The organism is Cupriavidus sp. 05N38 (assembly GCF_056397345.1).
Genome location: NZ_JBFTNF010000041.1, coordinates 17559 through 43465, shown reverse-complemented (window position 1 = coordinate 43465; position 25907 = coordinate 17559). Strand labels below are relative to the sequence as shown.

Here is a 25907-nt window from a genome sequence, read left to right as displayed (position 1 = left end):
GGCGCCCCGGTGGATCCGGAGCGCCAGGGCTTCAGGGTTTCACGACTTCAGGACATCAAAGCGTGGCCGGCAGCGGCATGCCGAGCCACTTCACGGTCAGGGTGTTGAGCTCGCCGTCCTTCTTGGCTTCGCCCAGGATGGCGTTGACCCTGGCCTGCAGCTTCGGCTCGCCCTTGTTCAGGCCGATGAAACACGGCGAGTTCTTGATCAGGAACTTGGGCTCGGGCTTCTTGGGCGGATTCCTGGCAAGGATGGCGGCGGCCACCACGTTGCCGGTGGCCACCAGCTGCACCTGGCCCGAGAGGAAGGCGCTGATGGTGCCGTTGTTGTCTTCGTAGCGTTTGATGGTGGCGGTGGGCGGTGCCACCTTGCTCAGCTCCAGGTCTTCCACCGCGCCGCGCGTCACGCCCACGGTCTTGCCGGCGAGTTCGGCTGCGCTGGCGACCTTCTGGTCGGCCGGGCCGAACACGCCGTTGTAGAAGGGGGCGTAGGCCTCGCTGAAGTCGATGGCCTTCTCGCGCTCGGGGTTCTTGCCCATGCTGGAGATCACCAGGTCCACCTTCCTGGTCTGCAGGTAAGGCACGCGGTTGGTGCTGGTCACCGGTACCAGTTCCAGCTTGACGCCCATCTTCCTGGCGATCAGCGCGGCCACGTCGATGTCCAGGCCTTGCGGCTTCATGTCGGCGCTGACCGAACCGAAGGGCGGGAAGTCCTGCGGCACCGCAACCTTGAGCACGCCGGCCTTGACCACGTCGTCGAGCGCTTCGGCGCTGGCGGCGCGCATGGTGAACGCGAGGGCGGTGGCGCCAAGGCCGAGGAGGATTCTGGAGAGCTTCATTGCGTGTCCTTGCTAGCTTGCCGTTTGGGTTGGGTGAAGAGGAAATCGGAAATCGGTCGGAGGGCGGGCGCTCACGCGCCATGCCCGAGCGGGCGCAGCGCCTGGCGCAGCGGATCGGGCCGGTCGTCCGGCGTGGCCGCGCTCAGCCCGGCCTCCACGTGGCCGAGGTGCGCGTCCATCAGGGCGATGGCTTGTTCGGTGTCGCCGCGGGCCAGTGCCGCCACGATCTGCGCATGGTCCGCGCACGAGGCATGGGCCTGGTGGCTGGACTGGTAGCGCATGGCGATCAGGGTGGTGCGCGCGGTCAGGTCGCGCAGCGTATCGGCCAGCAGCACATTGCCCGCGCATTCGCCCAGGCAGACATGGAAGTCGCCCAGCAGGTAGCTGCGCAGGGCTGCGTCGTCGGCGCGCAGTGCGCGCTCTTCCTGCGCCACGTGTTCCTGCAGGCGGCGGATGGCTTGCGCGGTCAGCGGCGGGGCGTAGCGCAGCAGGCCGAGTTCGATGGCGCGCCGCGCGGCAAAGGCCTGCCGGGCTTCCTGCCGCGAGGGCTCGATCACGAACCAGCCGCGCCGGGCCGACACCGTGACGATGCCGCGCGCGGCCAGCCGCGTGAGCGCTTCACGCACCAGCGTGCGGCTCACACCGAACAGGCCGGCCAGCGCTTGCTCGCCGAGCCGCGTGCCGGGTGCCAGGCGCTGGGCCAGGATCGATTGGGTGATGCGCTCGGCGATCTCGGCCGAAGACGCGGTGCGGGCCGCATCGCCACCGCCGCCGCGAAGCGCGGACGGCAGGGCGGAGTCGTGGTCGAGAACTGGCGTGGAGAAGGTCATGCCAGGCTGTCATGCAATAGGTATGCCAGCCTGATATACAAGCGCCGTGCGCATGTTTTGTACGCAAACATGGCATGCGCTGCATGTGGCCGCGCACCAGTCGGGCGCAGCGGGGGATGCATCGGCGGGCGCGGTGCACGCCGATGGTGCGCCCGCGCCCGCGGCGGCCAGGTCCTACCAGCCGCCGCCCAGCGCCCGGAAGGTGGCCACCGCGGCACGCGCATTGTCGGCATGCACGCGTGCCTGCTGGTCGCGCGCAGCCAGCAGCTGGCGCTCCTCGTCCAGCACTTCGAACAGGCTCACCGCGCCGCCCTTGTAGGCATCCTCGGAGGCGCCGCGCGCGCGCACGTGGGCGTCGATCTCGGTGGTGAGCTCCTTGCCCTGCGATTCCAGCTCGGTGAGCGTGACGACGGCGTTTTCCACGTCTTCGGTGGCGCGCAGCATGGCCTTGCGATAGTTGACCAGCGCCTCGGCGTTGGCGCCCCTGGCCTGCGCCACTTCGGCATCGACCCGCCCGAAATCGAACAGGCGCCAGCGCAGGCCGGCCACCGCCGCTGGCTGGAAGGCCGCGGCGGAGAACAGCTTGCCGGTGCTGAGGCTCTCGAAACCGAGCAGGGCGGACAGCGACAGCTTGGGGTAGTACTCCGCGGTGGCCGCGCCGATGCGCGCGCTGCTGGCCGCCAGCCGGCGTTCGGCGGCAATCACGTCGGGACGGCGGCGCAGCAGGTCCGCGGGGCCTTGCGCCACCGAGATGGCGGGCACGGCCAGGCTGGCTTTTCCTCCGGGGCCGGCCAGTTCCGCGGCGTAGGTGCCGGGCTGCGCGCCCATCAGCACATCCAGCCGGTTGAGCTGGGTCTGCAGCTCGATGCGCAGCGGCGGGATGGTGACGCGCGCCTGCGCCACTAGCGCTTCGGCCTGCGCGACTTCGCGGCTGGAGGACAGGCCGTCGTTCAGGCGCAGGCGCACCAGTTCGAGCAGCTTGCCGTTGGTATCGACTTGTTCCTGCGCGATGGCGATGCGCTGCTGCGCGCCGCGCACGCGGAAATAGGCATCGGCGGCTTCGGCGGCAACCGAGACGCGCACGCCGAGTTGCTCCGCCTGCGCGGCCTGGGCTTCGGCGTCGGCCGCTTCGGCGCCGCGCCGCAGGCCGCCGAACAGGTCGATCTCCCAGCTCGCGCCGGCACCGACGTCATAGAGCGTGGGATTGCGGTTGTAGCCGGGGAACTGACTGGCGATCTTGCCAAGCGGGCTTTCCAGCGACTGGCGCTCCTTTACGGCCTGGGCCGACAGGCTGCCTTGCGGCAGCAACTGCGCACCGGCTTCGGCCGCCGCCGCGCGGGCCTGCTGCACGCGCGCCAGCGAGGCGGCCAGGTCCAGGTTCTGGTCGAGCGCGCGCTGCACGATGCGGGTCAGCACGGGATCGTCGAAGCCGGTCCACCAGCTATCCAGCGCCGGTGCCGGCAGCCTGGTTTCACGCGCGGCGAGCGCGTCTGCCTGCGCATAGCCCGCCGTGGTGGGAACGGCGGGCTGCCGGTAGTCCGGCCCCACCGCGGCGCAGGCCGCGAGACCTGCAGCGGCCAGGGCGGCCGCTGCCAGCCTGGCGTAGCCGAACGCCGGTGTCCGGGGTGACTTGAGCCCGGGGCGGGGCGAGGTTCGATCCATATCCATCTCCTTCTGCGAATCTGCAGCGCGGCGTCTTCGGCGCCTCGCAAACTTTGATCAACAAGTTACTTGCATGATGATATCTACCACTCTATACTAACTTTCATATTGATAGCAACATGATTTTCGGAGGCCGAGAATATGCGGAAAACACCGCTCGATACCGCCCCTTGTCCCATTTCCCGCAGCCTGGCGCGGGTGGGTGAGTCGTGGAGCATCCTGATCCTGCGCGAGGCCTTCTACGGCACCCGCCGCTTCGACGATTTCCAGGTGCAGCTGGGCATCGCGCCCAACATGCTGTCCCGGCGGCTCGAGTCGCTGGTGGCCGAAGGCCTGCTGGAGCGGCGCCAGTATTGCGAGCGGCCGCCGCGCTTCGAATACCTGCTGACGCCGCGCGGCCGCGAATTCTGGCCCGTGCTGCTGGCGCTGCTGAACTGGGGCAACCGTCACTACGCGCCCGAAGGCGAGACCGTGGTGCTGGTGGACCGCCACAGCGGCGCCACCGTCACGCCGATCCTGGTGGACGCCGCCAACGGGCGCCCCATTACGGAAGCAGACCATTTCGTCACGGCCGGACCGGCCGCGAGCGAGCGCCTGCGCTTCCGCCTGGCGAGGTCGGATGGCGCGCGCGCCGCCGCCTGCCCCGGCACCGCCACCGGCGCCGCAACCATCCCCGGCGACCCGCAGACCGCGGGCGTCATCTGAACGTGCAAGCAAGAGGAAGTGTCATGACCAGCGAAATCGCCGCCGACCGTGCCGGCTCGGATCCCGTTTCCGTCTCGAAACCCCGCATCAGCCGCAAGCGAGCTGTCGTGACCGGCGTGCTCGTCGCGGCCGGTGTCGGCCTGGCCGTCTACGGCCAGCACTGGTGGACCGAGGGGCGTTTCCTGCAGAGCACGGACGACGCTTATATCGGCGGCGAGGTCACCGTGGTCGCGCCCAAGGTGGCGGGCTACCTGGCCGAAGTGCGCGTGACGGACAACCAGCAGGTGCATGCCGGCGACCTGCTGGCCCGCATCGACGACCGCGACTACCGCGCCGCGCTGGCCAAGGCCGAAGGCGCGGTGGCCGCGCAGCAGGCGCTGCTGGCCAACCTGGATGCCACGCGCGCCCTGCAGGAGGCCGTGATCGGGCAGGCCCGCGCCGCGGTGACGGCGGTGGATGCCGATACCGTGCGCGCCCGCGAGGACCAGGCGCGCTACCAGAGCCTGGCGGCCAAGTCGGCGGTGTCGTTGCAGAGCTCGCAGAAAGCGGATTCGGATTTCAAGCAGTCGCTGGCCAATACGCAGAAGGCGCAGGCCAGCCTGCTGGCCGCGCAGCGCCAGGTGGACGTGATCGCCACGCAGAAGCAGCAGGCCCAGGCGGCGCTGGCGCAGGCCATTGCCGAGCGCGATATCGCACGCCTGAACCTCGGATACACCGAGCTGCGCGCGCCCATCGACGGCACCGTGGGCAACCGGCGCGCGCGCGTCGGCGCCTATGCCGCCAGCGGCACGCAACTGCTGTCGCTGGTGCCGGCGCGCGGCCTGTGGGTCGATGCCAACTTCAAGGAAGGCCAGCTGGCCCGGCTGCGCCCGGGCATGCGGGCCACGGTGGAGGCGGACGTGCTGCCCGGGCAGGTGTTCCATGGCCGCGTGACCAGCCTGGCGCCCGCCACCGGCGCGCAGTTCAGCGTGCTGCCCCCGGAAAACGCCACCGGCAACTTCACCAAGATCGTGCAGCGCGTGCCGGTGCGCATCATGCTCGACGAGACCGACACCAAGCTGGCCATGCTGCGTCCCGGCCTGTCCGTGGTGGCGGAGGTCGATTCCCGCGCCGACGCACAGGTGCAGCAATGAGCGGCGCCGCGCTGGCGGACGCGCAGCCCGGCGCCGCCGCCGGGCAATCCGCGCCGGTCCGCCCGCCCGCAGGGTTGCCGGACTTCTCGCCGGCGTCGATGACCACCGGCGCCAAGGTGTTCGCCTTCGCCACCATGTGCGTGGGCATGTTCATCGCGCTGCTGGACATCCAGATCGTCTCGGCCTCGCTGCGCGACATTGGCGGCGGGCTGTCGGCAGGCACCGATGAAACCGTGTGGGTGCAGACCAGCTACCTGATCGCGGAGATCATCGTCATCCCGCTGTCGGGCTGGCTGGCGCGCGTGATGTCCACGCGCTGGCTGTTCGCGGCGTCGGCCGCCGGCTTCACGGTGGCAAGCCTGCTGTGCGGCATCGCCTGGAACATCCAGAGCATGATCGCCTTCCGCGCCATGCAGGGCTTCCTGGGCGGCTCGATGATCCCGCTGGTGTTCACCACCGCCTTCATGTTCTTCACCGGCAAGCAGCGCGTGATCGCCGCGGCCACCATCGGCGGCCTGGCCTCGCTGGCGCCCACGCTCGGGCCCACCGTGGGCGGCTGGATCACGGACCACTTCTCCTGGCACTGGCTGTTCTTCATCAACCTCGTGCCGGGCATCTTCGTCATGATCGCGGTGCCGATGTTCGTGCGCGTGGACCGGCCCAACTGGTCGCTGGTGCGCGGCGCCGACTACCTCGGCATGACGCTGATGGCGCTGTTCCTCGGCTGCCTGGAGTACACGCTGGAAGAGGGCCCGCGCTGGGACTGGTTCGGCGACGACACCGTCCGCGCCACGGCGTGGATCGCCGCGCTGGCCAGCGTCGGCTTCGTGTGGCGCAGCCTGACCTACGCGAACCCGGTGGTGGACCTGCGCGCGCTCAAGGACCGCAACTTCGCGCTGGGCTGCTTCTTCTCCTTCATCGCCGGCGTGGGCATCTTCGCCACCATCTACCTGACGCCGCTGTTCCTGGGGCACGTGCGCGGCTTCAGCGCGCTGCAGATCGGGCTGGCGGTGTTCTCCACCGGCGTCTTCCAGGTCATGTCGATCCCGGTCTATGCCTTCTTCGCCAACCGCGTGGACCTGCGCTGGCTGCTGATGGTCGGGCTGGCCTGCTTTGCCTTCTCGATGTGGCAGTTCGCGCCGATCACCAGCGACTGGGGTGCCGAACAATTGCTGCTGCCGCAGGCCTTCCGCGGCATGGCGCAGCAGTTCGCGGTGGCGCCGGTGGTCACGCTGACGCTGGGCGCGCTGCCGCCGGACCGGCTCAAGCTGGCCTCGGGGCTGTTCAACCTGATGCGCAACCTGGGCGGCGCGATCGGCATCGCGGTCTGCGCCACCATCCTCAACGACCGCACCAACCTGCATTTCCTGCGGCTGGCCGAGCACCTCAACGCCGGCAACGAGGCCATGGCCGCGCTGCTGCAGTCGGCCAGCAGCAATATGGCTGCGTGGGGCTTCGACGCGCAAGGGGCGCAGTCCGCCGCCATCAGGCAGTTGTGGGCGCTGGCCTACCGCGAGGCGCAGACGCAGACCTTCGCCGATATCTTCATCGTCATCCTGGTGTGCTTCGTCATCGCCACAGCCATGGTGCCGCTGATGCACAAGGTGGCGCCGCCCAAGGCGCCGTCGGCCGATGCGCACTGAACGCGGCCAGGCGCAACGTCATCCATGCAAGGGACAACAACCATGCTCAAACGCCATCTGATTGCACTCGCCGGCGTGGCGCTGCTTGCCGGCGGCCTGGCCCCGGCGCGCGCCGGCGGGGACCGGCCGCAAAGCGGCAGCATCGCCTGCAGCCGTGCCGACAATATGTACTGCCGCGTGCCGCCCCGGCCCGGCGCGCCGCCGCCCAGGCCGGGGGCGGCGCGCGACCGGCCGGCTTCCTGAAACCGTAGGCGGCCGCCATTTTGGCTATCATGGTGAAAGTATCGTGATGCCAGCGGAGCCGTCGACCATGCAGAGAAAGACCTTCAGGGATATGCAATGCCCCATCGCCCGTGGCCTGGAACGGGTCGGCGAGTGGTGGAGCATGCTGCTGATGCGCGAGGCGTTCTACGGCTCGCGGCGTTTCGACGACTTCCAGAGGAACCTGGAGATCGCCCCCAATATGCTCACGCGCCGGCTGACGGCGTTGGTGGACGAGGGGCTGCTCGAGCGGCGCCAGTACTCGGAAAAGCCGCCGCGCTACGAATACGTGCTGACCCCGGTCGGGCACGATTTCCTGCCGGTGCTGCTGGCCATGCTGGCCTGGGGCAACAAGCACTTCGCGCCGGAAGGGCCGAGCGTGGAGCTGGTCGACAAGGACACCGGCAAGGCGGTCGAGCCAGTGCTGGTGGACCGCGGCACCGGCGAGCCCCTGAGCTTTGCGCGACATGCGCTGGTGCCGGGGCCGGCCGCGCAAGAGGGGATGCGCAGGCGGCTCGCCGCCGCGCAGGATTTTTTGTCCGGCGCCGAGCAGGCGCCGGACGAAGTTGCAGGGGAGGTCTAGCAGGCCGCGCGGCTGCCGCGCACCGTGCCCGCGCGGGCCTCCGCATCCGTTTGTTTCATTCATTTCATCGAAGCGGGGAACGTCATGAAGATTCTGGTCCTGGGCGCGGGCGCCATGGGCGGTTATTACGGCGGCCGCCTGCAGCAGGCTGGCGCGGATGTCACATTCCTGGTGCGGCCGCGGCGCGCCGAGGTGCTGGCCCGCGATGGCCTGGTGGTGCGCAGCGAGCTAGGCGATATCCGCACCGCCGTGAAGACGGTGCAGGCCGGCGATGTGGGCCCGGACTACGACCTGGTGCTGCTGGCCTGCAAGACCTACGACCTCGAAAGCGCCATGCAGGCGCTCGGTCCGGCGCTGGACGAGCGCGGCAACGGCACGGCCATACTGCCGCTGGTCAACGGCCTGCGCGCCTACGAAACGCTGGACGCGCGCTATGGCCGCGAACGCGTGCTGGGCGGCGTTTCCTACATCGCCACCACGCTCGAAGCTGGGGGCGCGGTGGTGCACCAGGGCGCCGGCGACAGACTGGTGGTGGGCGCGCGCGCCGAGGCCGCGCAGCCCCTGGCCCGCGCTTTCCATGAACTGGCCGCGGCCACGCCCGGCACGCGCGAGCTGTCGGCCAACGTCGACCAGGCGCTGTGGAACAAGTGGGTGATGATCGCGTCGGGCGCGCTGATGACCTGCCTGATGCGCGGCACGGTGGGCGAGATCGTGAAGACCGACGACGGCCGCGCACTGATGCAGCAGGCCATGGACGAATGCGCCACAGTGGCGCGGCTGTCGGGCCATGCGCTGCCCGAGCCGGTGCACAAGGCGATGGTCGAGCGGCTGCTGGACGCCAACTCGCCGTGGGCGGCCTCGATGATGCGCGATATCGCCCAGGGTGCGCCGCGCCTGGAAGCGCGCGACATCGTTGGCGACATGGCCAGCCGCGCCGAGCGCTTCGGGCACGCCGTGCCGCTGGTGCGCACTGCCTACGCCCACCTGCAGGTCTACGAGGCCCGGCAGGCCCCCCACGCCGCCGCCTGAGGCGCCGCTATCCCGCTGCAGCCGCCGCCTGCGCGACGGCGGCGCTGCGCCGCTCGCGCGCGGCCAGCCTGAACGCGCCCGGGCCCACGCCGAAATACGCCTTGAAGGCGCGCCCGAAGGCCGCCTCGGAAGCGTAGCCGCATTGTTCGCCGATATTGGCCGCGGACTCGCGGTCCTGGGTCAGCAGGCGGGCCGCCAATTCCATGCGCAAGGTGGTGACGAACTGCAGCGGCGTCTCGCCGCTGAGCTGCGTGAAGCGCCGTGCGAACGTGGCGCGCGACACATTGCACACCTGTGCCAGCGATTCCACCGACCACGGCTCGGCTGGCGCCTTCAGCACCGCGTCCACGGCCCGCGCCATGCGCGCGTCCGCCATCAGCGCCAGCACGCTGTGGGTCACGCCGCCCTGCGCGATCAGGGCGCGCAGCAGCAAGGTCAGCAGCGCCGTGGAGAGCTGCCCGATCACCGCGGTGCCGCCCGGCTCGGGTGCCTGCGCCTCGTTGCGCATCATGCCGATCATGGCATCCAGCCACGCGCAGTCGGCGCGCCCCGCGGTGGATATGCGCAGCACCGGCGGCAGGTGGCGCAGCAGCATGGTGCCCGGCAGGCCCAGCACGAAGGTGCCGCACAGCAGGTCCAGCTCAGGCCCTTCGCCCGGGATCCTCACCTCGGTCAGCATGCCGTTGAAGTGTGTCTGCCGCTCGCCCGGGGCGGCCTGGTCCCCGCCCTTGCCGGTATTGGCCCGCAGGCTGCGCAGCGTATGCGCGCTGCCGTGCGGAAACAGCAGCACATCGCCGGCATCCAGCGTCATTTCCTTCTTTCCGGCCTCGGCGATCGCCTGCCCTTCGAGGATGATGTGATAGGGCAGGTGTCCCGGCGGCGCCAGCACATGGTCCACCCGCCAGACGCCGGCAAAGTGGCAATGCAGGTCGACGGTTCCGGCGGGCGCCAGCATGCGGACGAGTTCGGTCAGGCTGTCCATGGCTTCGGGAGGGTAGAGGGTCCGGGCGAGGTGAGCTTGCTTGAGACGTTTGGGCAAGATATTGCGATCATTATATGCGGTAACGCGCAGTTTGGGCGCCTAGACTTCAGTCCATGGAAGCCGCGCAACAAACACCGCGCGGTCCATCAACCAACGCAAAGGAGTCCGTCATGTCCCGTCTTCACACCATCGCCCTCGACGAAGCCACTGGCCAGACCGCCGAATTGTTCGGCGCCATCAAGAAGGCCATCGGCAAGGTACCCAACGCCTACCTGACCATCGGCAGCAATGCCCCGGCCGTGCTGGCCAACGCGCTGCAGACTGGTGCGCTGCTGCAGAAGAATTCCACGCTGAGCGCGCGCGAAGTCGAAGCCATCAACCTCGCCGTCAGCGAAGCCTCGGGTTGTGACTATTGCGTGGCCGCGCACACCATGACCGGCAAGATGGCCGGCTACAGCACCGAGCAGACCCGCGCGCTGCGCGCCGGCGCCTACGCCGAGGACGGCAAGATCGACGCGCTGGTCCGCTTTGCGCTGACCCTCGTCAAGACCAGCGGCACGCTGCCCGCCAGCGCCGTGGCCGATGTGCGCGAAGCCGGCTACAGCGACCGCCAGATCATTGAGAGCATCCAGGCCGTCAGCGCGATCCTGTTCACCAATATGGTCAACCGCGTCAACGATACGGTGGTGGATTTCCCGAAGGTGGCGTGAGCAGGGCGGGAGGGCGCGCATGCCCTCCCGCTGCCGGTTTCCGGCGAGGCCCGGTGGCGTAGCGCTTCCGGGCCTTTCTGCTATCGGGATCAGCGCGTGGCGTTCAGCCCGTTGCGCCCGTTCAGGTGCCTGACCAGCCGTCCCAGCGTGGTGGCCTGGATCAGCAGGCTGAACACCACCACCAGGTAGGTCACGCCGATCAGCATCTCGCGCCCGTGGAACTCCGGCAGCGACAGCGCCAGCGCGATCGAAATGCCGCCGCGCAGCCCGCCCCAGGTCATGATGGTGGCCGAGTGCGGGTTGAGCCGGCGGAAGTTCTGCAGCGCCAGCAGCGGGATCGCCACGCTGATGCAGCGCGCCAGCAGCACCACGGGAATCGCCGCCAGCCCCAGCCACACGATATGCAGGTGCAGCGACAGCGCGATGATCTCCAGCCCGATCAGGCCGAACAGCACCAGGTTGAGCAGTTCGTCGAGCAAGCCCCAGAAATTGAACAGATGCTCGCGCGTCTTCTCTGACATCGAAGTGGCCGCGCCGTGGTTGCCGATCACCAGCCCCATGATGACCACCGACAGTGGCGCCGAGACATGCACCAGTTCGGCCAGGCTGTAGCCACCCGTGGCCAGCGCCAGCGTGATGAGGATCTCCACCGGATAGCTCTCGATGCCGCGCAACAGCAGCGACGCACCGTAGCCCAGCACCGCGCCCAGCACCAGCGCGCCCAGTACCTCGCGCACCAGCGCCATGGCCACGTGCGAAGCCGAGAACTCGGTGGCGCCGGTGGCCAGGCCGACCAGCGTGAGGAAGGCCACCACGGCGGTGCCGTCGTTGAACAGCGATTCGCCGGCGATCTTGGTTTCCAGGCTTTCTGGCGCACCGGCGTTCTTGAGCACGCTGAGTACCGCGATGGGATCGGTCGGCGAGATCAGTGCGCCGAACACCAGGCACCACAGCAGGCTGACGGGATGGCCCAGCCATTGCGCCACGTAGAAGAAACCGAGGCCCACCGCGGCCGTGGAGATCACCACGCCGACCGTGGCGAGCAGCAACACGGCGCGCCGCTGGCGACGCATGCGCGACAGGTCCACGTGCAGCGCGCCGGCGAACAGCAGCAGGCTGAGCAGGCCGTGGAAGACCAGGTCGGAGAAATCGATCTGGGCCACCAGCTTGCGGGCCTGGGCCACCATTTCAGGGTGATTGAAGCCGAGCACGGATACGCTCAGGCAGGTCACCAGGCCCACGGCGGTGATGCCCAGCGTGTCGGGCAGCTTGATGAAGCGGTAGTTGATGACGCCGAAGATGGCGATGAGGGTGAAAAGGGCGCCGGTCCCCTGGAATACGGTCATGCGGTGGAATCCTCCTGAGTCTCTGCCGTTGCGGGTCGTCGCGAGTCGTTGCGAGCCTCCATTGTGCGCGATGCACTGCAATGTGCGTCTTTTGACGCATCAACGAGGCCATCGTTCATGGCGGGCCGCGCAGGCCGAGTGCTCGTCAGGCCAGCGTCGCCGCCTCGCCGGCATCGAAAAACCCCAGGAACCTGCGCATGATGGGCGAGAGCGCGCCCGTGCGATGCGCCACCAGCACGCGGCTGGCCGCGTCCGGGCCCGCCAGCGGCCGGTAGGCCACGCCGGGGATGCCGGTGCGCGCATAGATCTCCGGCAGCACCGAGACGCCCGCGCCGCTTGCCACCAGTCCGATGATGGTGGTGGCCTCGCGTGCCTCCTGGGCAATGCGCGGGGCAAAGCCAGCCCGGTTGCAGAGCGTGGTCACGTGGTCGAACAGGCCGCAGCCCAGGCCGCGCGGGAACAGCAGGAAAGGCTGGCCGGAGAGCGCGCCGATCTCGAGCGGCGGCGCGCCTGTCGTGGCGGTGCCCCCGTCCTCCGGCCCGGCCAGTGCATGCGTGGCCGGCAGCACGGCGACCAGCCGGTCGGCGAGCACTTCATGCACCGTGATGCTGGCGGGCGGGTGGAACTGCGGCGAGGGCCGCAGGAAACCGATGTCGATCTCGCTTTTTTCCAGCGCCTGCAATTGCTGGCCGGTGGACATGTGCACCAGCTCCAGCATCGCGCGGCGGTGGCCAAGACGGAACTGCTGCACTGCGCGCGGAAAGACGTCCTGCATCGGCACCGAGGCGGTGAAGCCCACCCGGATCTCGCCGGCCTCGCCCGCGGCGACCTGCCTGACCACTTCGCGGGCCTGCTCCAGGTTGCCCAGGGCCGCCCGGGCCTTGTCCAGGAACAGGCTGCCGGCCGGGGTCAGCGCCACGTGGTGGCGCGAGCGGTCGAGCAGGGGGCTGCCGAGTTCGTCTTCCAGGGCCTTGATCTGGGTGCTCAGCGGAGGCTGGCTGATATGCAGCTTGCGCGCGGCTTCGCTGAAGCTCAGTGCTTCGGCCACGGCGACGAAATAGCGGAGTTGCCGGAAATCCATGGGCTTGCGGTGAGGGTGAGGGGCTTTGGCTCTGGTTTGGTTATAGCAATCAGAGATAACAAGCTGGTCTAAAACATATTGGACAGTATCACGGCCGCTGCGCAGAATGCACGCAAACGATACAACCGATAACCTGTCCGGAGACAAGAATGCTGCGTCGATCCCACCTTGCCGCCTTGCTGGCGGCCACCTTGTCACTGGGCGTGGTTGCCGCGGCGGGCGGGGCCGAGCCCTATCCGGCCAGGCCGATCCGGCTGGTCGTGCCTTACGCGGCGGGCGGCGCCGTAGATATCGTGGCGCGCGCGGTCGGCCAGCGCATGAGCGTGCAGCTCAAGCAGCCGGTCATCGTCGACAACCGCCCGGGCGCCAGCACCAACATCGGCATGGACACCGTGGCCAAGGCCGCGCCCGACGGCTACACCATCATGATGGCCTCCAACAGCCTGGCCACCAATGCCGCGCTGTTCGCCAAGCTGCCCTTCGACCCGGCCCGGGACTTCGCGCCGGTGGCCCGCATCGGGCAGGCCTCGCTGGTGCTGGTGGTACCGGCGAAATCCAGCGTGACCTCGCTCAAGGGGCTGATCTCCCAGGCCCAGGCCCAGCCCGGCAAGCTCAGCTACGCCTCTGCCGGCAACGGCAGCTCCGGCCACCTCGCCGGCGAGCTGTTCAAGGAAGCGGCGCATATCGATGTGCTGCACGTGCCCTACAAGGGTGGCGCACCGGCCATCACCGACCTGCTGGGCGAGCGCATTTCCTACATGCCGATCAATCCGCTCGAAGTCATCACGCATATCCGTGCCGGTACCCTGCGCGCCATCGCGGTGGCGAGCGACCAGCGCACGCCGCTGCTGCCCGCGGTACCGACCTCGCGCGAAGAGGGCGTGCCTGGCTTTACCGCCTCGGTGTGGTGGGGCCTGATCGCGCCGGCCAGGACGCCGCCGGCGGTGATCCACGAACTCAACGCCGCCGCCAACGCCGCGCTTGCCGATGCCGATGTGCGCAAGCAGCTCGCCCAGCTGGGCGTGACGATCCTGCCGGGCACGCCCGAGGCCTTCGGCCAGTTCGTGCGCAATGAAACCACGACCTGGAACGGCGTGATCCGCAAGGCGGGCATCACCGCCGACTGACTTCCGTGCCGCGCCGCGCGGGGCCCGGGGCCCGGCACGGCGTGGCCATGCCATCGATCTCACACGGTAACACCCATGACCGAAATCCAAGCCCAGGCCCCCAGCGGGGCACAAGCCGCAACCGACCGTCCTGCCATGCTGGTGGTCAGCGCGCACGCAGCCGACTTCGTCTGGCGCGCCGGCGGCGCCATTGCGCTGTACGCCGAGCGCGGCTACAACGTGAAGATCGTCTGCCTGTCGTTCGGCGAGCGCGGCGAGTCTGCCAAGATGTGGCGCCAGCCGGGCATGACGATGGAGCGGGTCAAGGCCGCGCGGCGCGAGGAAGCGCAGCAGGCCGCCGATATCCTCGGTGCCACGCTCGAGTGCTTCGACCTGGGCGACTATCCCCTGCGGGTGAGCGACGAGGCGCTGCTGCGCCTGGCCGACATCTACCGCGAACTGCGCCCCGAACTGGTCCTGAGCCATTCGCGCGAGGACATCTACAACTTCGACCACCCGCTTGCCACCCACGTGGCGCAGGAAGCGCGCGTCATCGCCCAGGCGCACGGCTACAAGCCCGAGGTGCCGGTGATCGGCGCGCCGCCGGTGTTCCTGTTCGAGCCGCACCAGCCCGAGCAATGCAACTGGAAGCCCGACGTGCTGCTCGATATTTCGTCCGTGTGGGAAAAGAAGCAGCGTGCCTTCGCCACCATGGCGGCGCAGGAGCACCTGTGGGAGTACTACACGCGCGTGGCGCTGCAGCGCGGCGCCCAGGCCACGCGCAACTCGGAGCGCAAGGTCAGGCACGGCGAAGGCTATGCGCGCGTGTTCCCGCAAGTAGTGGAGAGCCTGGCATGAAGACCATCGCCTATCGCAACATCCTGCGTGCCGACGCCGCCGCCATCGATGCGCTCGGCGCGGCCGGCGTGGCCACGGTGCATGAGGCGCAGCGCCGCACCGGGCTGATGAAGCCTTATCTGCGGCCGATCCAGTCCGGCGCCGCCATTGCCGGCAGCGCGGTGACGGTGCTGATGCATCCCGGCGACAACTGGATGATCCACGTCGCCGTGGAGATGGTGCAGCCCGGCGACGTGCTGGTGGTGGCGCTGGTCAGCGACTGCACCGACGGCCTGTTCGGCGACCTGCTGGCCACGTCGCTCAAGGCGCGCGGCGCGCGCGGCCTGGTCATCGACGCCGGCGTGCGCGACGTTGCCACGCTGAACGCCATGGCCTTCCCGGTCTGGTCGCGGGCGGTCAGCGCGCAGGGCGCGGTCAAGGAAACCGTGGGCGCGGTCAATGTGCCGGTGGTGTGCGCCGGCGCCCAGGTGCGCCCCGGCGACGTGATCGTGGCCGATGGCGACGGCGTGGTGGTGGTGCCGCGGCCGCGGGCCGCCGAGACCGCGCGGCTCGCCGCCGAGCGCGAAGCCGCGGAGCTGGCCAAGCGGGCCACGCTGGCCTCGGGCGTGCTGGGCCTGGACATGTACCGCATGCGCGAGGCGCTCGCGGCGAAGGGCCTGGCCTACTCCGACCAGGCCGTGGACTGGTACAGCGGCTTCGACGAAGCCTGAGCGCGCGTTTCAACCGCCGGGCGGCCCCCTGCCAGCAGTTGGGGAGGGGGCGCCCGCGATTCTGGTATAAGCAACCCAGACAATTTTCCGGGCGTCGGGGGAGCCAGATGGAACTGCGCCAGCTTCAATACTTCGTGCGGGTGGTCGAGCTCGGCAGCATGAGCCGCGCCGCGCTCGACCTGGACATGGTGCAGTCGGCCATGAGCCAGCAGATCAGCCGGCTGGAGAGCGAGCTGTCCACCCGCCTGCTGCGCCGGACCACGCGCGGCGTCACCCCGACCGAGGCCGGCCTGGCCTTCTTCCGCGAAGCCCAGCTGGCGCTGCGCCATGCCGAGCAGGCCAAGCGCGCAGCCCAGCATGCGCGGCTGTCCGGCACGGTCAGCGTGGGGCTGGCGCCGACCACCGCATCGGTGATCGGCGTGCCGCTGATGCGCGCCATGCGCGAGCGCTATCCCGACGTGCGCCTGCATATGGTGGAAAGCCTGTCCGGCCATCTGGGCGCCATGCTCAACGCGCGCCAGCTCGACCTGGCGGTGCTGTTCGACACCCACGTGGCGCGCCGCTGGAGCGTCACGCCGCTGCTCGAGGAAACCCTGTTCCTGATCCGTTCGCGCAAGAGCCTGCCGGCCGGCTCGGAGGCGGGCGCGCCCGCGCGCCTGCGCATGGCGCAGTTGCAGGACGTGCCGCTGATCATGCCGACCGGCCTGCACGGCCTGCGCAGCACGCTCGATGCGGCCTTCGCGCGGGTCAAGATCGTGCCGCAGGTGGTGCAGGAGGTGGACTCGCTGGCCATGCTGATGGACGCCGTGGACCTGGGTTTCGGCGCCACGTTGCAGCCGTGGGCGGCGGTGGGGCGCTATGCGGACGCGCAGGAGCGCTTCCACCTGGCCGAGATTGCCGACCCCAAGGTGCGGCGCCAGAATGTCCTGTGCAGCCTGTCCGACGACGAATTGTCCCCGGCGGCGCTGGCCCTGCGCGTGGTGCTGGCCGATTGCGCGCGCGAGCTGGTACGTTCCGGCGCATGGCGCGGCGCGCGCCTGCTGGTCGACTAGAAGACAGGCGCCCCGGGGGGGCATCACGATTCGTGATGCCCCCATGCGATCCGCGGGCTTAGCAGGAGGGCGCCAGCCCGCTACAGTGCGGTCTACCCCACCGGAAGCCGCATCGTGTTCCTCATCAATCCAATCCGGGAGCGCCTCGCGCCGACTCCCCACCGCCTCGCCGGAGGCGCCCGCCCATGATCGACGTCCTGGTCATCGGCGGCGGCAACGCCGCCCTGTGCGCCGCCCTGATGGCGCGTGAAGCCGGCGCCAGCGTGCTGCTGCTCGAAGCGGCACCGCGCGAGTGGCGCGGCGGCAACTCCCAGCACACCCGCAACCTGCGCTGCATGCACGACGCCCCGCAGGACGTGCTGGTCGAGGCCTACCCCGAAGAAGAGTACTGGCAGGACCTGCTCAAGGTCACCGGCGGCCTGACCGACGAACGCCTGGCCCGCCTGGTGATCCGCGCTTCGTCCACCTGCCGCGACTGGATGCGCAAGCACGGCGTGCACTTCCAGCCGCCGCTGTCCGGCGCGCTGCACGTGGCGCGCACCAATGCCTTCTTCATGGGCGGCGGCAAGGCCCTGGTCAATGCCTACTTCCGCAGCGCCGAGGCGCTCGGCGTGCAGGTGCGCTACGACGCGCCGGTGGACGCCATCGAGCTCGACGGCGACCGCTTCGTGGCCGCCCGCATCGGCAGCGAGCGCATCGAGGCGCGCAGCTGCGTGCTGGCCGCCGGCGGCTTCGAGTCCAACCGCGAGTGGCTGCGCGAGGCCTGGGGCCAGAACGCCGACGGCGAATGGCCGGCCGACAACTTCCTGATCCGCGGCACGCGCTTTAATATGGGCGTGCTGCTCAAGCACATGATCGAGGCCGGGGCTGACGCCATCGGCGACCCGTCGCAATCGCACTGCGTGGCCATCGACGCGCGCGCGCCGCTGTACGACGGTGGCATCTGCACCCGCGTGGACTGCGTCTCGCTGGGCGTGATGCTCAACCGCAATGCCGAGCGCTTCTATGACGAAGGCGAGGATTTCTGGCCCAAACGCTACGCCATCTGGGGCCGCCTGGTGGCCCAGCAGCCTGGGCAGATCGGTTACTCGATCATCGACGCCAAGGCGGTCGGGCGCTTCATGCCGCCGGTGTTCCCCGGCGTGCGCGCCGATACGCTGCCGGAACTGGCGCGCCAGCTCGGGCTGGACGAAGCCACCTTCGTGCGCACCATCGAGGACTACAACGCGGCCTGCCGCGTCGGCACCTTCGACCACACCGTGCTGGACGACTGCCATACCGAAGGCATCGCGCCGGCCAAGACCCACTGGGCGCGCCCGCTCGATACCGCGCCGTTCTACGGCTATGCGCTGCGGCCCGGCATCACCTTCACCTATCTCGGCCTGAAGGTGGACGAGCACGCCGCCGTGCACTTCGGCGGCAAGCCCAGCGCCAACCTGTTCGTGGCCGGCGAGATGATGGCCGGCAACGTGCTGGGCAAGGGCTACACCGCGGGCGTGGGCATGGCCATCGGCACCGCCTTCGGCCGCATCGCCGGCACGCGGGCCGCCGCCGCCGCGTTCGGGCGGACCCGTCACAACGAACTCCAGGAAGAGCAGCATGCAACATCTTGAAGCGCTGACGCGCGAAGCGGCGGCGCTGGCCCAGGGCGTGCTGCCGCTGACCGGCGACGAGGCCGAGGTCGGCCGCGTCATGCAGATCTGCAACGCCTGCCGCTATTGCGAAGGCTTCTGCGCCGTGTTCCCGGCCATGACGCGCCGGCTGGAATTCGGCAAGGCAGATATCCACTACCTGGCCAACCTGTGCCACAACTGCGGCGCCTGCTACCACGCCTGCCAGTACGCGCCGCCGCACGAGTTCGCGGTGAACGTGCCGCAGGCCATGGCCAAGGTACGGGCGCAAACCTATTCGGACTACGCCTGGCCGGCCGCGTTCGGCGGCCTCTACCGCCGCGCCGGCCTGGCCACCGCGCTGGCGCTGGCGGGCGGCCTGGCGCTGTTCCTGGTGATGGCGCTGGCCATGCAGGGCAGCCTGCTGCATGCGCCGCTGGCCGGCAACTTCTACGCCATCTTCCCGCACAACCTGCTGGCGGCGATGTTCGGGCTGGTATTCGGCCTTGCCATCGTGGCGCTGGGCGTGGGCGTGATGCGCTTCTGGCGCAAGGTCACCCCGGGCGAGCTGGCAGGCGAGGCCCGAGGCCCGGCCATCGGTGGCGCGGCGCACGATGCGCTACGCCTGCGCTACCTCGACGGCGGCCACGGCCAGGGCTGCAACAATGCCGACGACGCCTTCACGCTGTGGCGCCGCCGCTTCCACCATTTCACGTTCTATGGCTTCATGTTGTGCTTCGCCGCCACGGCGGTTGCCACCCTGTATCACTACCTGCTGGATCTGCACGCGCCCTATGCGCTGGGCAGCCTGCCTGTCCTGCTGGGCACGGCGGGCGGCATCGGGCTGCTGATCGGCACCGCGGGGCTGTTCTGGCTTAACCTCAAGCGTGACCCGCGCACGGGCGACGCCGCCCAGAAGCCGATGGACCGCGGCTTTATCGCGCTGCTGTTCCTCACCAGCCTGAGCGGCCTGGCGCTGCTGGCCTGGCGCGATTCCGCCGCCATGGCATTGCTGCTGGCCCTGCACCTGGGCGTGGTGATGGCGCTGTTCCTGACCCTGCCTTACGGCAAGTTCGCGCACGGCATCTATCGCAGCGCGGCACTGCTGAAGTGGAATATCGAGAAACGCCGGCCCGCCGGCCTGGCGCTCGGCTCGGACTGAGCGGCAACCGGTCCCGCAGACACCCGAACAAGAACACCGTACCCAAGGAGACTCCACATGACCAAGCCCGGCGTGCTCGCCATTTCCTCGATGCGGGACCAGTGCAGCGAAGCCGAGTGGCAGGCGCGCGTGGACCTGGCCGCCTGCTACCGCCTGGTGGAGCTGTACGGCATGGCGGACATGATGGCCAACCATATCTCGGCGCGCGTGCCGGACGAGGATGGCGCCTTCCTCATCAATGCCTACGGCATGATGTACGAGGAAATCACCGCCTCCAGCCTGATCAAGGTGGACCATGCCGGCAATCTCCTCTCCAAGCCGGATTTCGGCGCGCTCAACTACGGCATCAACAAGGCCGGCTACGTGATCCACAGCGCCGTGCACGAAGCGCGCCCCGAAGTGGCCTGCGTGATCCATACGCATAGCTGGGCCTCGATGGCGGTATCGTCGCTGGACTGCGGGCTGCTGCCGCTTACGCAGACCGCCATGCGCTTTCTCAAGATCGGCTACCACGACTACCAGGGCGTGGTGCTGGACACTGCCGAGCAGGCCTCGCTGATCGAAGACCTGGGCCGCGGCGAGGCGCTGATCCTGCGCAACCATGGCGCGCTTACGGTGGGCAATACCGTGGGTGAGGCCTTCAACTGGATGCACCGGCTGGAGCTGGCCTGCCGCGCCCAGATCGGCGCGATGTCCTGCAACACGCCGCTGCGCGAGGTGGGCGCCGAGGTGCTGCAGGAGACCTGGAACAACTACCAGCCCGGCACGCGCAGGCCCTATGGCGTGATGGAGTGGCCGGCGCTGCTGCGCAAGCTCGACCGCCTGGACCCGGGTTTCCGCGACTGAGCGCGGCGCCCCGGGAGCGCGAACATCCGGGCGCGCTCGCGCGGGCGCCCGAAAGCCCCGCCGCAGTACCGCAAGCCGCACCGACGAACACCAGAACATAAAACAGACAGGGAACGGCGGACGCGGGCGCGTTCCGATGCCGGCCGTCCCAAGGAGACCGTCATGCCGAAGTTCGCCCCCGCTTTATCCTCGTTCCACCCCATGCATGCGCCGCGCCGGGCGCTGGCCGCCCTTGCCTTCGGGCTGGCCTGCGCCGGCGGGGCCCCCGCCCACGCCGCCGGCGACGACTACCCGGCCCGGCCGGTGCGCGTGGTGGTGGCCTTCACCGCCGGCGGCACCACCGATATCCTGGCGCGCAGCGTCAGCCAGGTACTGGCCCAGCGCTTCAGGCAGTCCTTCGTGGTGGACAACCGGCCCGGGGCCGGGGGCAATATCGGCACCGAGGCGGTGGTGCGCGCACCGGCGGACGGCTATACGCTGCTGGTCGATTCGGTCGGGCCCATTTCCATCAACCAGACGCTGTACAAACGGCTGAACTACGATCCGCTGGCCGACCTGGTGCCGGTGGTGCAGATCGCCGACGTGCCCAATGTGCTGGTGGTGCATCCCTCGCTGCCGGCGAAGAGCTTCGAGGAGTTCGTGGCCTACGCCAAGGCCAATCCGGGCAAGCTCAACTACAGTTCCACCGGGGTGGGCACGTCCTCCCAGCTGTCGAGCTTCATGCTGACGCAGCGCGTCGGCACCGAGGCCACCCATATTCCGTACAAGGGTGCCGACGCGCTCAACGATCTGCTCTCGGGCCGGGTACAGTTCATGTTTGCCACCATCCCGTCGGTCATCGCCCATATCAAGGCCGGCAAGCTGCGGGCGCTTGCAGTGAGCAGCGCGCACCGCTCGCAGTCGCTGCCCGAGGTGCCGACGGTGGCGGAGAAGGGCTTTCCCGGTTTCGAGGCCGGCTCCTGGTTCGGCGTGTTTGCGCCCAGGGGCACGCCCAAGCCGGTCATCGACAAGCTGAACCAGGCGATCAACGAGGCGCTGCCGTCGCTGCAGGCGCAGATGGTGCGCGAAGGCGCCGATCCGGTGGGCGGCTCGCCGGAGCAGTTCGGCAAGTTCACGCACAAGGAGTACGACAAGTGGAAAGTGGTGGTGCGCGATTCGGGCGCTTCGGTGGATTGAACGATATGCAGGCTGCAATGAATCATCCGTCCGGCGGGCTGGGCCCGCGCATCCTGTTGTCGGAACAGGCGCTACGGCAGTACGGTGCGCAGATCGGGGCCGCACTGGGCGGCAGCTTCGTGCCGGTCGTGCCGGCGGCCGGGGAGGGCGGCCTGCCTGCCGGGCTGGATGCCGACATCGCCTTTGTCTCGCGCGACGTCACCGGGCTGTCCACCAAGCATGAGATCCTGCCGGCCACGCGGCGTTTCTACGATGCCATGCTGGCCAGCACCGCGCTGCGCTGGGCACATACGCATTCGGCCGGCGCGGACCGCGCGGTATTCGGCGAACTGCGCGCGCGCGGCGTGGCGGTGACCACCTCGTCGGGCGCCAACGCAGGCGTGGTGGCGCAGACCGCGCTGGCCGGGCTGCTGGCGCTGGCGCGGCATTTCCCGCAGATGGTGGCAGCGCAGCGCGAGCGCCGGTGGGCGCCGCTGATCGGCTCTGGCCTGCCGCGCGACATTGCCGGGCAGACTGCGACCATCGTGGGCTGGGGCCCGATCGGGCAGTTGCTCGGCAAGCTGCTGCAGACGCTGGGCATGAACGTGATCGTGGTGCGGCAGCGCGCCTTGCCGGCCGGCGCCGGCTACGAGACGGTGAGCTTCGACTCAGTGAGCGGGGTGTTGCCGCGTACCGACTGGCTGGTGCTCGCATGTCCGCTGACCGCGCAGACGCACGGGCTGGTGGACGGCGCCGCGCTGGCCTTGCTGCCTGCCGGCGCCAGGCTCGTCAACGTGGCGCGCGGCGAAGTGGTGGAAGAGGGCGCGCTGATCGAAGCGCTGAGGTCCGGCCGCCTTGCCGGCGCCTACCTGGACGTGTTTGCGCATGAGCCACTGCCGGCGGATTCGCCGCTGTGGAGCCTGCCCAACGTCATCGCCACGCCGCACAGCGCGGGTTTTTCCGACGGCAATGCCGCGCGCGTGGCGGGCATCTTCCTGGACAACCTGCGGCGCTGGGTGGCCGGGGAGGCGTTGCGCAATCTGGTTGGCTGACGCAGCCAGCCATGCCTTGCCGGCTGTCGTCCCCGCTTGCCCAGACCCTCTCCCCATGAGGGGAAAGGGCGCAAAGCCCCCGGGGTACCGCGGGCGCCGCCGGCGCGCCGCTTCCCCCTTGCCTCGTCAGCTCAGCCCGCGCCGACCGGCGCGAACGTCGGCACCGGCGGGCCGTCCTCGGTCGGCGTGAAGGTGAGCTTCACTTCCTGCCCGATACGCACCGTATCCAGGTCGCAATCCACGATATGGGTCATCATGGTCACGCCTTCTTCCAGCTTCACGTAAGCGATGCAGAACGGCGTGGGGCCGGCGCGGCGCGTGACGCTGAACGAATAGATGGTGCCGCGGCCCGAAGCCTGCTTCCATTCCGTGTCGCCCATGCAGAAGGGGCACAACGTGCGCGGATACCAGTGCGGCTTGCCGCAGGACTTGCAGTGCCTGACCAGCAGGCGGCCTTCGCGCGCGGCTTCCCAGAACTCGGTGTTGTCCGGTGCCACCTGCGGCGACTTGAGCGGCGTGGCCGTGTAAGGTGTGCTCATCTTGTTACTCCCGTTCCAGAATCACAGTGGCGCTGCCGTGGCGCGAGCCGAGATAGCCGCCCGTGCCCTGGGCCAGGGCCAGGTCGCAGTTCTTGACCTGCACGGCGGGATGCGCTTCGCCGCGCAGCTGGCGCACCGCCTCGATCACCTTGGTGATGCCGCCGCGATTGGCCGGGTGGTTGTTGCACAGGCCGCCGCCGTCGGTATTGAAGGGCAGCTTGCCCACGCCGGAGATCAGGTTGCCGTCGGCCACGAACCGGCCGCCTTCGCCCTTCTTGCAGAAGCCCAGGTCTTCGAGCTGCATCAGCACCGTGATGGTGAAGCTGTCGTAGATCGAGGCGTACTTGATGTCGGACGGGCGGATGCGCGCTTCCTCGAAGGCGATCGGGCCCGAGATGGCCGCGCCGGACCAGCTCAGGTCCACTTCGCCGCCGAGCTGGCCCTTGACCGCTTCGCCGGCGCCGATGATCTTGACCTTGGGGCGCTTGAGCCGGGCCGCGATTTCCGGGCGCGCCACGATCAGCGCGCCGCCGCCGTCGCTGACCACGCAGCAGTCCAGCTTGTGCAGCGGGTCGGAGATCATGGGGGAATTCAGCACGTCGTCCACGGTCACCACCTCGCGCAGCATGGCGTTGGGGTTGTGCTGGGCGTGGTGCGAGGCCGCCACCTTGATCCAGGCGAGCTGCTCGCTGGTGGTGCCGTACTGGAACATATGCCGCATCGCGACCATGGCGTACAGGTTCACCGTGACGGCGCTGTAGGGCGCCTCGAAGGGCTGGTCGGGCAGGTTGGCGCCCCAGTTGCGCGCCTGCGTGCCGCTCGAGCCTTCCGAGCGCGGACGGCCCGCCAGCGTGATCAGCGCCACGTTGCACTTGCCGGCGGCGATGGCCTGCGCGGCGTGCGAGACGTGGGCGATATAGGCCGAGCCGCCGGTGTCGGTGGAGTCCACATGACGCACCTTGAGGCCAAGGTAGTCCACCATGTTGATCATGCCGAGGCCGGGCGCGTCACCCGCGCAGAAGTAGCCGTCGACGTCCTGCAGGCTGAGTCCGGCGTCTTCCAGCGCGCCACGTGCGCACTCCGCGTGCAGTTGCGCGACGCTCTTGTCCGGAGCCTTGCGGGTCGGGTGCTCGTAGGCCCCGACGATATATGCCTTGCCGTTGATGCTCATAGGTCTCCCTGTTTGTCCCGGGTACTTGTCGTGGAATGAATGGATCTGTCTCTAAGAGGGCGTTTCAAAAGACCCTGGTGTCGTTGCGCGGCCACGGCAAGTACCAGTTGTACTGTCTGCGGCCGCGCAGGCTGCATGTGCCTGTCTATTGCTTGCTCTTGCGTCGCCCGGATCGTGCCCGGATCGAGCCCCGGTCTCACGGCGCGCGGCCGAAGCGCTCGCGCAGGTCGCGCTTGAGCACCTTGCCGATGGCGTTGCGCGGCAGTTCGTCCGTGAACTCGAGCGCGGCCAGGCGCTGCATCTTCTCCAGCCGGCCGTTGGCCCAGTCCAGCAATGCTTGCGTGCCCGCCGCGGCGCCCGCGCGCAGCACCACATAGGCCACCGGCGTCTCGCCCCAGCGCTCGGACGGCACGCCCACCACGGCCGCGTCGGCAACGTCGGCGTGCGTCATCAGCACGGCTTCGATATCGCTCGGGTAGAGATTGAAGCCGCCGGAAATCACCATGTCCTTCTTGCGGTCCATCAGGACCAGGAAACCATCGGCGTCGAAGTAGCCGACATCGCCGGTGCGGATAAAACGCTTGCCGCCGGCGTCGAACCACTCCACCTCGGCGGTCTTGGCCGGCTGGTTGTGGTAGCCGGACATCATCCCCGACGAATGCCCCACGATCTCGCCCGGGGTGCCGGGCGGCGCGTCGGGCGGCAGCTCGCGGCCGTGGTTGTCGAGCAGGCGCATGTCGGTGTCCGCCGACGGGCGTCCCACCGTGTGCAGCTTGTCGGGATGCTCATGCGCGCGCAGTTCGCAGCGCCCGCCGCCTTCGGTCATGCCGTAGTACTCGATCAGCATGCCCGGCCAGCGTTGCAGCGCTTCGGCCTTGAGCGCGGCGGAGAACGGTGCGCTGGTGCAGAACTTGACGCGGAAGGAGGACAGGTCGGTGGCGTCGAAGTCCGCGTGGGCCAGGATGCGCTGGTACTGCACCGGCACCAGGATGGTATGGGTGGCGCGGTGGCGGGCGGCCAGCGCCAGGTACTGGCCGGCATCGAACTTGCGCATCAGCACCACGGTGCCGCCCAGTGCCAGGGTGGGGAACAGGCTGACCAGCGTGGTGTTGGAATACAGCGGGGTAGACAGCAGCGTGACGCTGTCCGGGCCGTAGCCGCCCTGCGCGGCGCGCTGCACGTGCGAGGCGCGCATGCCGAACGGCTGGATGATGCCCTTGGGCACACCGGTGGTGCCGGACGAATAGATCAGGTTGAAGGCCCAGTCCGGCCCGATCGCGGGCGGTGCCGGCCGCGCGTTCCCGGCGGCCAGCCACTGGCTGAACGGCTGCCCGGCATGGCTGTCGTCCAGCGCGATGCATGGCACGCCCGGATCCGTCCCCAGGCCGGACAGCGCTTCGCGCGTGGTGGCGTCGATGAACAAGCGGCACGCGCCTGAATCCTGCACCATCCCCCGCAGCGTTGCCGGATTCAGTGCCGGCGACAGCGGCGCCACCGCCACCCCTGCGCGCAGGCTGCCAAGGAAGGCGGCGACGTATTCGATGGACGTGGCTGCGCAGATGGCGACCGTGCCTTGCGCCGGCACACCGTCGCGCTGCAGCGCCGCCGCGACGCGGTCGGCCAGCCGGTTCAGCCCGGCGTAATCGATGCTGCGGTCATCCAGCACCACGGCGGGATGGTGCGGCCGCTGTGTGCCGTGCGCATCGACCAGGGCGGCAAGGGGAATGAATTCGGTAGCTGTCATTGGGGCCGCAACGAACTTGTATGGAATGCTTTGTCCGGGGCGCCGGGGGGCGCCAGCCGCAGTGGACAAAGTGTCGCGCGTGCCGGCCGGTTCGACAAT

At 69.2% G+C, this 25907-nt stretch carries 25 protein-coding genes; 16 read left to right on the top strand and 9 right to left on the bottom strand.

All coding sequences use genetic code 11. The features are described from left to right. Positions 1–55: 55 nt before the first annotated feature. The 3 genes from AC1DK4_RS26375 to AC1DK4_RS26365 all read right to left on the bottom strand — a co-directional run bounded on the left by AC1DK4_RS26375 (position 56) and on the right by AC1DK4_RS26365 (position 3330). Complete coding sequence (locus tag AC1DK4_RS26375) at positions 56–838, bottom strand: transporter substrate-binding domain-containing protein (protein WP_441616744.1); 783 nt, start codon at positions 836–838, stop codon at positions 56–58. A 71-nt stretch (positions 839–909) separates the two neighbouring features. After that, a complete protein-coding gene (locus AC1DK4_RS26370) occupies positions 910–1668 on the bottom strand; it encodes a GntR family transcriptional regulator (RefSeq protein ID WP_441616746.1) in 759 nt (252 codons plus the stop codon). A gap of 174 nt (positions 1669–1842) precedes the next feature. After that, positions 1843–3330 carry an efflux transporter outer membrane subunit gene (locus AC1DK4_RS26365; RefSeq protein ID WP_441616748.1) on the bottom strand — a complete coding sequence of 496 codons (1488 nt, stop codon included), beginning with the start codon at positions 3328–3330 and terminating at the stop codon, positions 1843–1845. A 141-nt stretch (positions 3331–3471) separates the two neighbouring features. On the opposite strand from AC1DK4_RS26365, the gene AC1DK4_RS26360 reads away from it, so the two are divergent. The 6 genes from AC1DK4_RS26360 (at position 3472) to AC1DK4_RS26335 (ending at position 8684) form a co-directional block, all read left to right on the top strand. Continuing rightward, positions 3472–4035 carry a winged helix-turn-helix transcriptional regulator gene (locus AC1DK4_RS26360; RefSeq protein ID WP_441616750.1) on the top strand — a complete coding sequence of 188 codons (564 nt, stop codon included), beginning with the start codon at positions 3472–3474 and terminating at the stop codon, positions 4033–4035. Between the two features lie 23 nt (positions 4036–4058). Then, entirely contained in the window at positions 4059–5168 is a 1110-nt protein-coding gene (locus AC1DK4_RS26355) for an HlyD family secretion protein (RefSeq protein ID WP_441616752.1), read from the top strand. A gap of 98 nt (positions 5169–5266) precedes the next feature. Further along, entirely contained in the window at positions 5267–6811 is a 1545-nt protein-coding gene (locus AC1DK4_RS26350) for a DHA2 family efflux MFS transporter permease subunit (RefSeq protein ID WP_441616834.1), read from the top strand. A 42-nt stretch (positions 6812–6853) separates the two neighbouring features. Then, positions 6854–7054, top strand: coding sequence for a hypothetical protein (locus tag AC1DK4_RS26345; protein WP_441616754.1), 201 nt, complete (start codon positions 6854–6856; stop codon positions 7052–7054). 67 nt (positions 7055–7121) lie between these two features. After that, positions 7122–7655: a winged helix-turn-helix transcriptional regulator gene (locus AC1DK4_RS26340; protein ID WP_441616756.1), complete on the top strand. Its 534-nt coding sequence runs from the start codon at positions 7122–7124 to the stop codon at positions 7653–7655. 84 nt (positions 7656–7739) lie between these two features. Continuing rightward, positions 7740–8684: a 2-dehydropantoate 2-reductase gene (locus AC1DK4_RS26335; RefSeq protein WP_441616758.1), complete on the top strand. Its 945-nt coding sequence runs from the start codon at positions 7740–7742 to the stop codon at positions 8682–8684. Between the two features lie 7 nt (positions 8685–8691). On the opposite strand, the gene AC1DK4_RS26330 is transcribed toward AC1DK4_RS26335, so the two are convergent. Next, positions 8692–9723 carry a cupin domain-containing protein gene (locus AC1DK4_RS26330; protein WP_441616760.1) on the bottom strand — a complete coding sequence of 344 codons (1032 nt, stop codon included), beginning with the start codon at positions 9721–9723 and terminating at the stop codon, positions 8692–8694. Between the two features lie 113 nt (positions 9724–9836). Between AC1DK4_RS26330 and AC1DK4_RS26325 the strand changes: the two genes are divergently transcribed. Next, positions 9837–10376: a carboxymuconolactone decarboxylase family protein gene (locus AC1DK4_RS26325; protein ID WP_441616762.1), complete on the top strand. Its 540-nt coding sequence runs from the start codon at positions 9837–9839 to the stop codon at positions 10374–10376. 89 nt (positions 10377–10465) lie between these two features. Here AC1DK4_RS26325 and AC1DK4_RS26320 read toward each other — a convergent pair whose 3' ends face one another. Together AC1DK4_RS26320 and AC1DK4_RS26315 are read right to left on the bottom strand one after the other, a co-directional pair. Beyond that, positions 10466–11722, bottom strand: a complete 1257-nt coding sequence (locus AC1DK4_RS26320) for a cation:proton antiporter (RefSeq protein ID WP_441616764.1) — start codon at positions 11720–11722, stop codon at positions 10466–10468. Between the two features lie 145 nt (positions 11723–11867). After that, positions 11868–12803 carry a LysR family transcriptional regulator gene (locus tag AC1DK4_RS26315; protein ID WP_441616766.1) on the bottom strand — a complete coding sequence of 312 codons (936 nt, stop codon included), beginning with the start codon at positions 12801–12803 and terminating at the stop codon, positions 11868–11870. A gap of 149 nt (positions 12804–12952) precedes the next feature. On the opposite strand from AC1DK4_RS26315, the gene AC1DK4_RS26310 reads away from it, so the two are divergent. The 9 genes from AC1DK4_RS26310 to AC1DK4_RS26270 all read left to right on the top strand — a co-directional run bounded on the left by AC1DK4_RS26310 (position 12953) and on the right by AC1DK4_RS26270 (position 22354). Beyond that, on the top strand, positions 12953–13930 hold the full coding sequence (locus tag AC1DK4_RS26310; RefSeq protein ID WP_441616768.1) for a tripartite tricarboxylate transporter substrate binding protein: 978 nt from the start codon (positions 12953–12955) through the stop codon (positions 13928–13930). Between the two features lie 75 nt (positions 13931–14005). Beyond that, positions 14006–14767, top strand: coding sequence for a PIG-L deacetylase family protein (locus tag AC1DK4_RS26305; protein ID WP_441616770.1), 762 nt, complete (start codon positions 14006–14008; stop codon positions 14765–14767). After that, positions 14764–15477 carry a 4-carboxy-4-hydroxy-2-oxoadipate aldolase/oxaloacetate decarboxylase gene (locus AC1DK4_RS26300; protein WP_441616772.1) on the top strand — a complete coding sequence of 238 codons (714 nt, stop codon included), beginning with the start codon at positions 14764–14766 and terminating at the stop codon, positions 15475–15477. Before AC1DK4_RS26305 ends, AC1DK4_RS26300 begins: the two co-directional genes overlap by 4 nt. Before the next feature lie 107 nt (positions 15478–15584). Beyond that, positions 15585–16529 (top strand): LysR family transcriptional regulator, encoded by a 945-nt coding sequence (locus AC1DK4_RS26295; RefSeq protein ID WP_441616774.1) that lies wholly within the window; start codon positions 15585–15587, stop codon positions 16527–16529. 185 nt (positions 16530–16714) lie between these two features. Then, positions 16715–18142: an FAD-dependent tricarballylate dehydrogenase TcuA gene (gene tcuA, locus AC1DK4_RS26290; protein ID WP_441616775.1), complete on the top strand. Its 1428-nt coding sequence runs from the start codon at positions 16715–16717 to the stop codon at positions 18140–18142. After that, positions 18129–19301 carry a tricarballylate utilization 4Fe-4S protein TcuB gene (tcuB, locus tag AC1DK4_RS26285; protein WP_441616777.1) on the top strand — a complete coding sequence of 391 codons (1173 nt, stop codon included), beginning with the start codon at positions 18129–18131 and terminating at the stop codon, positions 19299–19301. Before tcuA ends, tcuB begins: the two co-directional genes overlap by 14 nt. A 57-nt stretch (positions 19302–19358) precedes the next feature. Further along, complete coding sequence (locus AC1DK4_RS26280; RefSeq protein WP_441616779.1) at positions 19359–20147, top strand: class II aldolase/adducin family protein; 789 nt, start codon at positions 19359–19361, stop codon at positions 20145–20147. Positions 20148–20309: 162 nt separating this feature from the next. After that, entirely contained in the window at positions 20310–21323 is a 1014-nt protein-coding gene (locus AC1DK4_RS26275; RefSeq protein WP_441616781.1) for a Bug family tripartite tricarboxylate transporter substrate binding protein, read from the top strand. Between the two features lie 17 nt (positions 21324–21340). Then, on the top strand, positions 21341–22354 hold the full coding sequence (locus tag AC1DK4_RS26270; protein WP_441616783.1) for a D-2-hydroxyacid dehydrogenase: 1014 nt from the start codon (positions 21341–21343) through the stop codon (positions 22352–22354). A 131-nt stretch (positions 22355–22485) separates the two neighbouring features. Here AC1DK4_RS26270 and AC1DK4_RS26265 read toward each other — a convergent pair whose 3' ends face one another. The 3 genes from AC1DK4_RS26265 to AC1DK4_RS26255 form a co-directional block, all read right to left on the bottom strand. Next, entirely contained in the window at positions 22486–22893 is a 408-nt protein-coding gene (locus AC1DK4_RS26265) for a Zn-ribbon domain-containing OB-fold protein (protein WP_441616785.1), read from the bottom strand. A gap of 4 nt (positions 22894–22897) precedes the next feature. Continuing rightward, complete coding sequence (locus tag AC1DK4_RS26260) at positions 22898–24064, bottom strand: thiolase domain-containing protein (protein ID WP_441616787.1); 1167 nt, start codon at positions 24062–24064, stop codon at positions 22898–22900. 196 nt (positions 24065–24260) lie between these two features. Next, positions 24261–25808 (bottom strand): class I adenylate-forming enzyme family protein, encoded by a 1548-nt coding sequence (locus tag AC1DK4_RS26255; RefSeq protein WP_441616789.1) that lies wholly within the window; start codon positions 25806–25808, stop codon positions 24261–24263. Between the last annotated feature and the right edge of the window lie 99 nt (positions 25809–25907).

What these genes read in the sequence shown, in the direction of transcription:
- AC1DK4_RS26375 (WP_441616744.1), bottom strand. Translation starts at nt 838, where the DNA reads ATGAAGCTCTCCAGAATCCTCCTCGGCCTTGGCGCCACCGCCCTCGCG.
- AC1DK4_RS26370 (WP_441616746.1), bottom strand. Translation starts at nt 1,668, where the DNA reads ATGACCTTCTCCACGCCAGTTCTCGACCACGACTCCGCCCTGCCGTCC.
- AC1DK4_RS26365 (WP_441616748.1), bottom strand. Translation starts at nt 3,330, where the DNA reads ATGGATCGAACCTCGCCCCGCCCCGGGCTCAAGTCACCCCGGACACCG.
- AC1DK4_RS26360 (WP_441616750.1), top strand. Translation starts at nt 3,472, where the DNA reads ATGCGGAAAACACCGCTCGATACCGCCCCTTGTCCCATTTCCCGCAGC.
- AC1DK4_RS26355 (WP_441616752.1), top strand. Translation starts at nt 4,059, where the DNA reads ATGACCAGCGAAATCGCCGCCGACCGTGCCGGCTCGGATCCCGTTTCC.
- AC1DK4_RS26350 (WP_441616834.1), top strand. Translation starts at nt 5,267, where the DNA reads ATGACCACCGGCGCCAAGGTGTTCGCCTTCGCCACCATGTGCGTGGGC.
- AC1DK4_RS26345 (WP_441616754.1), top strand. Translation starts at nt 6,854, where the DNA reads ATGCTCAAACGCCATCTGATTGCACTCGCCGGCGTGGCGCTGCTTGCC.
- AC1DK4_RS26340 (WP_441616756.1), top strand. Translation starts at nt 7,122, where the DNA reads ATGCAGAGAAAGACCTTCAGGGATATGCAATGCCCCATCGCCCGTGGC.
- AC1DK4_RS26335 (WP_441616758.1), top strand. Translation starts at nt 7,740, where the DNA reads ATGAAGATTCTGGTCCTGGGCGCGGGCGCCATGGGCGGTTATTACGGC.
- AC1DK4_RS26325 (WP_441616762.1), top strand. Translation starts at nt 9,837, where the DNA reads ATGTCCCGTCTTCACACCATCGCCCTCGACGAAGCCACTGGCCAGACC.
- AC1DK4_RS26320 (WP_441616764.1), bottom strand. Translation starts at nt 11,722, where the DNA reads ATGACCGTATTCCAGGGGACCGGCGCCCTTTTCACCCTCATCGCCATC.
- AC1DK4_RS26315 (WP_441616766.1), bottom strand. Translation starts at nt 12,803, where the DNA reads ATGGATTTCCGGCAACTCCGCTATTTCGTCGCCGTGGCCGAAGCACTG.
- AC1DK4_RS26310 (WP_441616768.1), top strand. Translation starts at nt 12,953, where the DNA reads ATGCTGCGTCGATCCCACCTTGCCGCCTTGCTGGCGGCCACCTTGTCA.
- AC1DK4_RS26305 (WP_441616770.1), top strand. Translation starts at nt 14,006, where the DNA reads ATGACCGAAATCCAAGCCCAGGCCCCCAGCGGGGCACAAGCCGCAACC.
- AC1DK4_RS26300 (WP_441616772.1), top strand. Translation starts at nt 14,764, where the DNA reads ATGAAGACCATCGCCTATCGCAACATCCTGCGTGCCGACGCCGCCGCC.
- AC1DK4_RS26295 (WP_441616774.1), top strand. Translation starts at nt 15,585, where the DNA reads ATGGAACTGCGCCAGCTTCAATACTTCGTGCGGGTGGTCGAGCTCGGC.
- tcuA (WP_441616775.1), top strand. Translation starts at nt 16,715, where the DNA reads ATGATCGACGTCCTGGTCATCGGCGGCGGCAACGCCGCCCTGTGCGCC.
- tcuB (WP_441616777.1), top strand. Translation starts at nt 18,129, where the DNA reads ATGCAACATCTTGAAGCGCTGACGCGCGAAGCGGCGGCGCTGGCCCAG.
- AC1DK4_RS26280 (WP_441616779.1), top strand. Translation starts at nt 19,359, where the DNA reads ATGACCAAGCCCGGCGTGCTCGCCATTTCCTCGATGCGGGACCAGTGC.
- AC1DK4_RS26275 (WP_441616781.1), top strand. Translation starts at nt 20,310, where the DNA reads ATGCCGAAGTTCGCCCCCGCTTTATCCTCGTTCCACCCCATGCATGCG.
- AC1DK4_RS26270 (WP_441616783.1), top strand. Translation starts at nt 21,341, where the DNA reads ATGAATCATCCGTCCGGCGGGCTGGGCCCGCGCATCCTGTTGTCGGAA.
- AC1DK4_RS26265 (WP_441616785.1), bottom strand. Translation starts at nt 22,893, where the DNA reads ATGAGCACACCTTACACGGCCACGCCGCTCAAGTCGCCGCAGGTGGCA.
- AC1DK4_RS26260 (WP_441616787.1), bottom strand. Translation starts at nt 24,064, where the DNA reads ATGAGCATCAACGGCAAGGCATATATCGTCGGGGCCTACGAGCACCCG.
- AC1DK4_RS26255 (WP_441616789.1), bottom strand. Translation starts at nt 25,808, where the DNA reads ATGACAGCTACCGAATTCATTCCCCTTGCCGCCCTGGTCGATGCGCAC.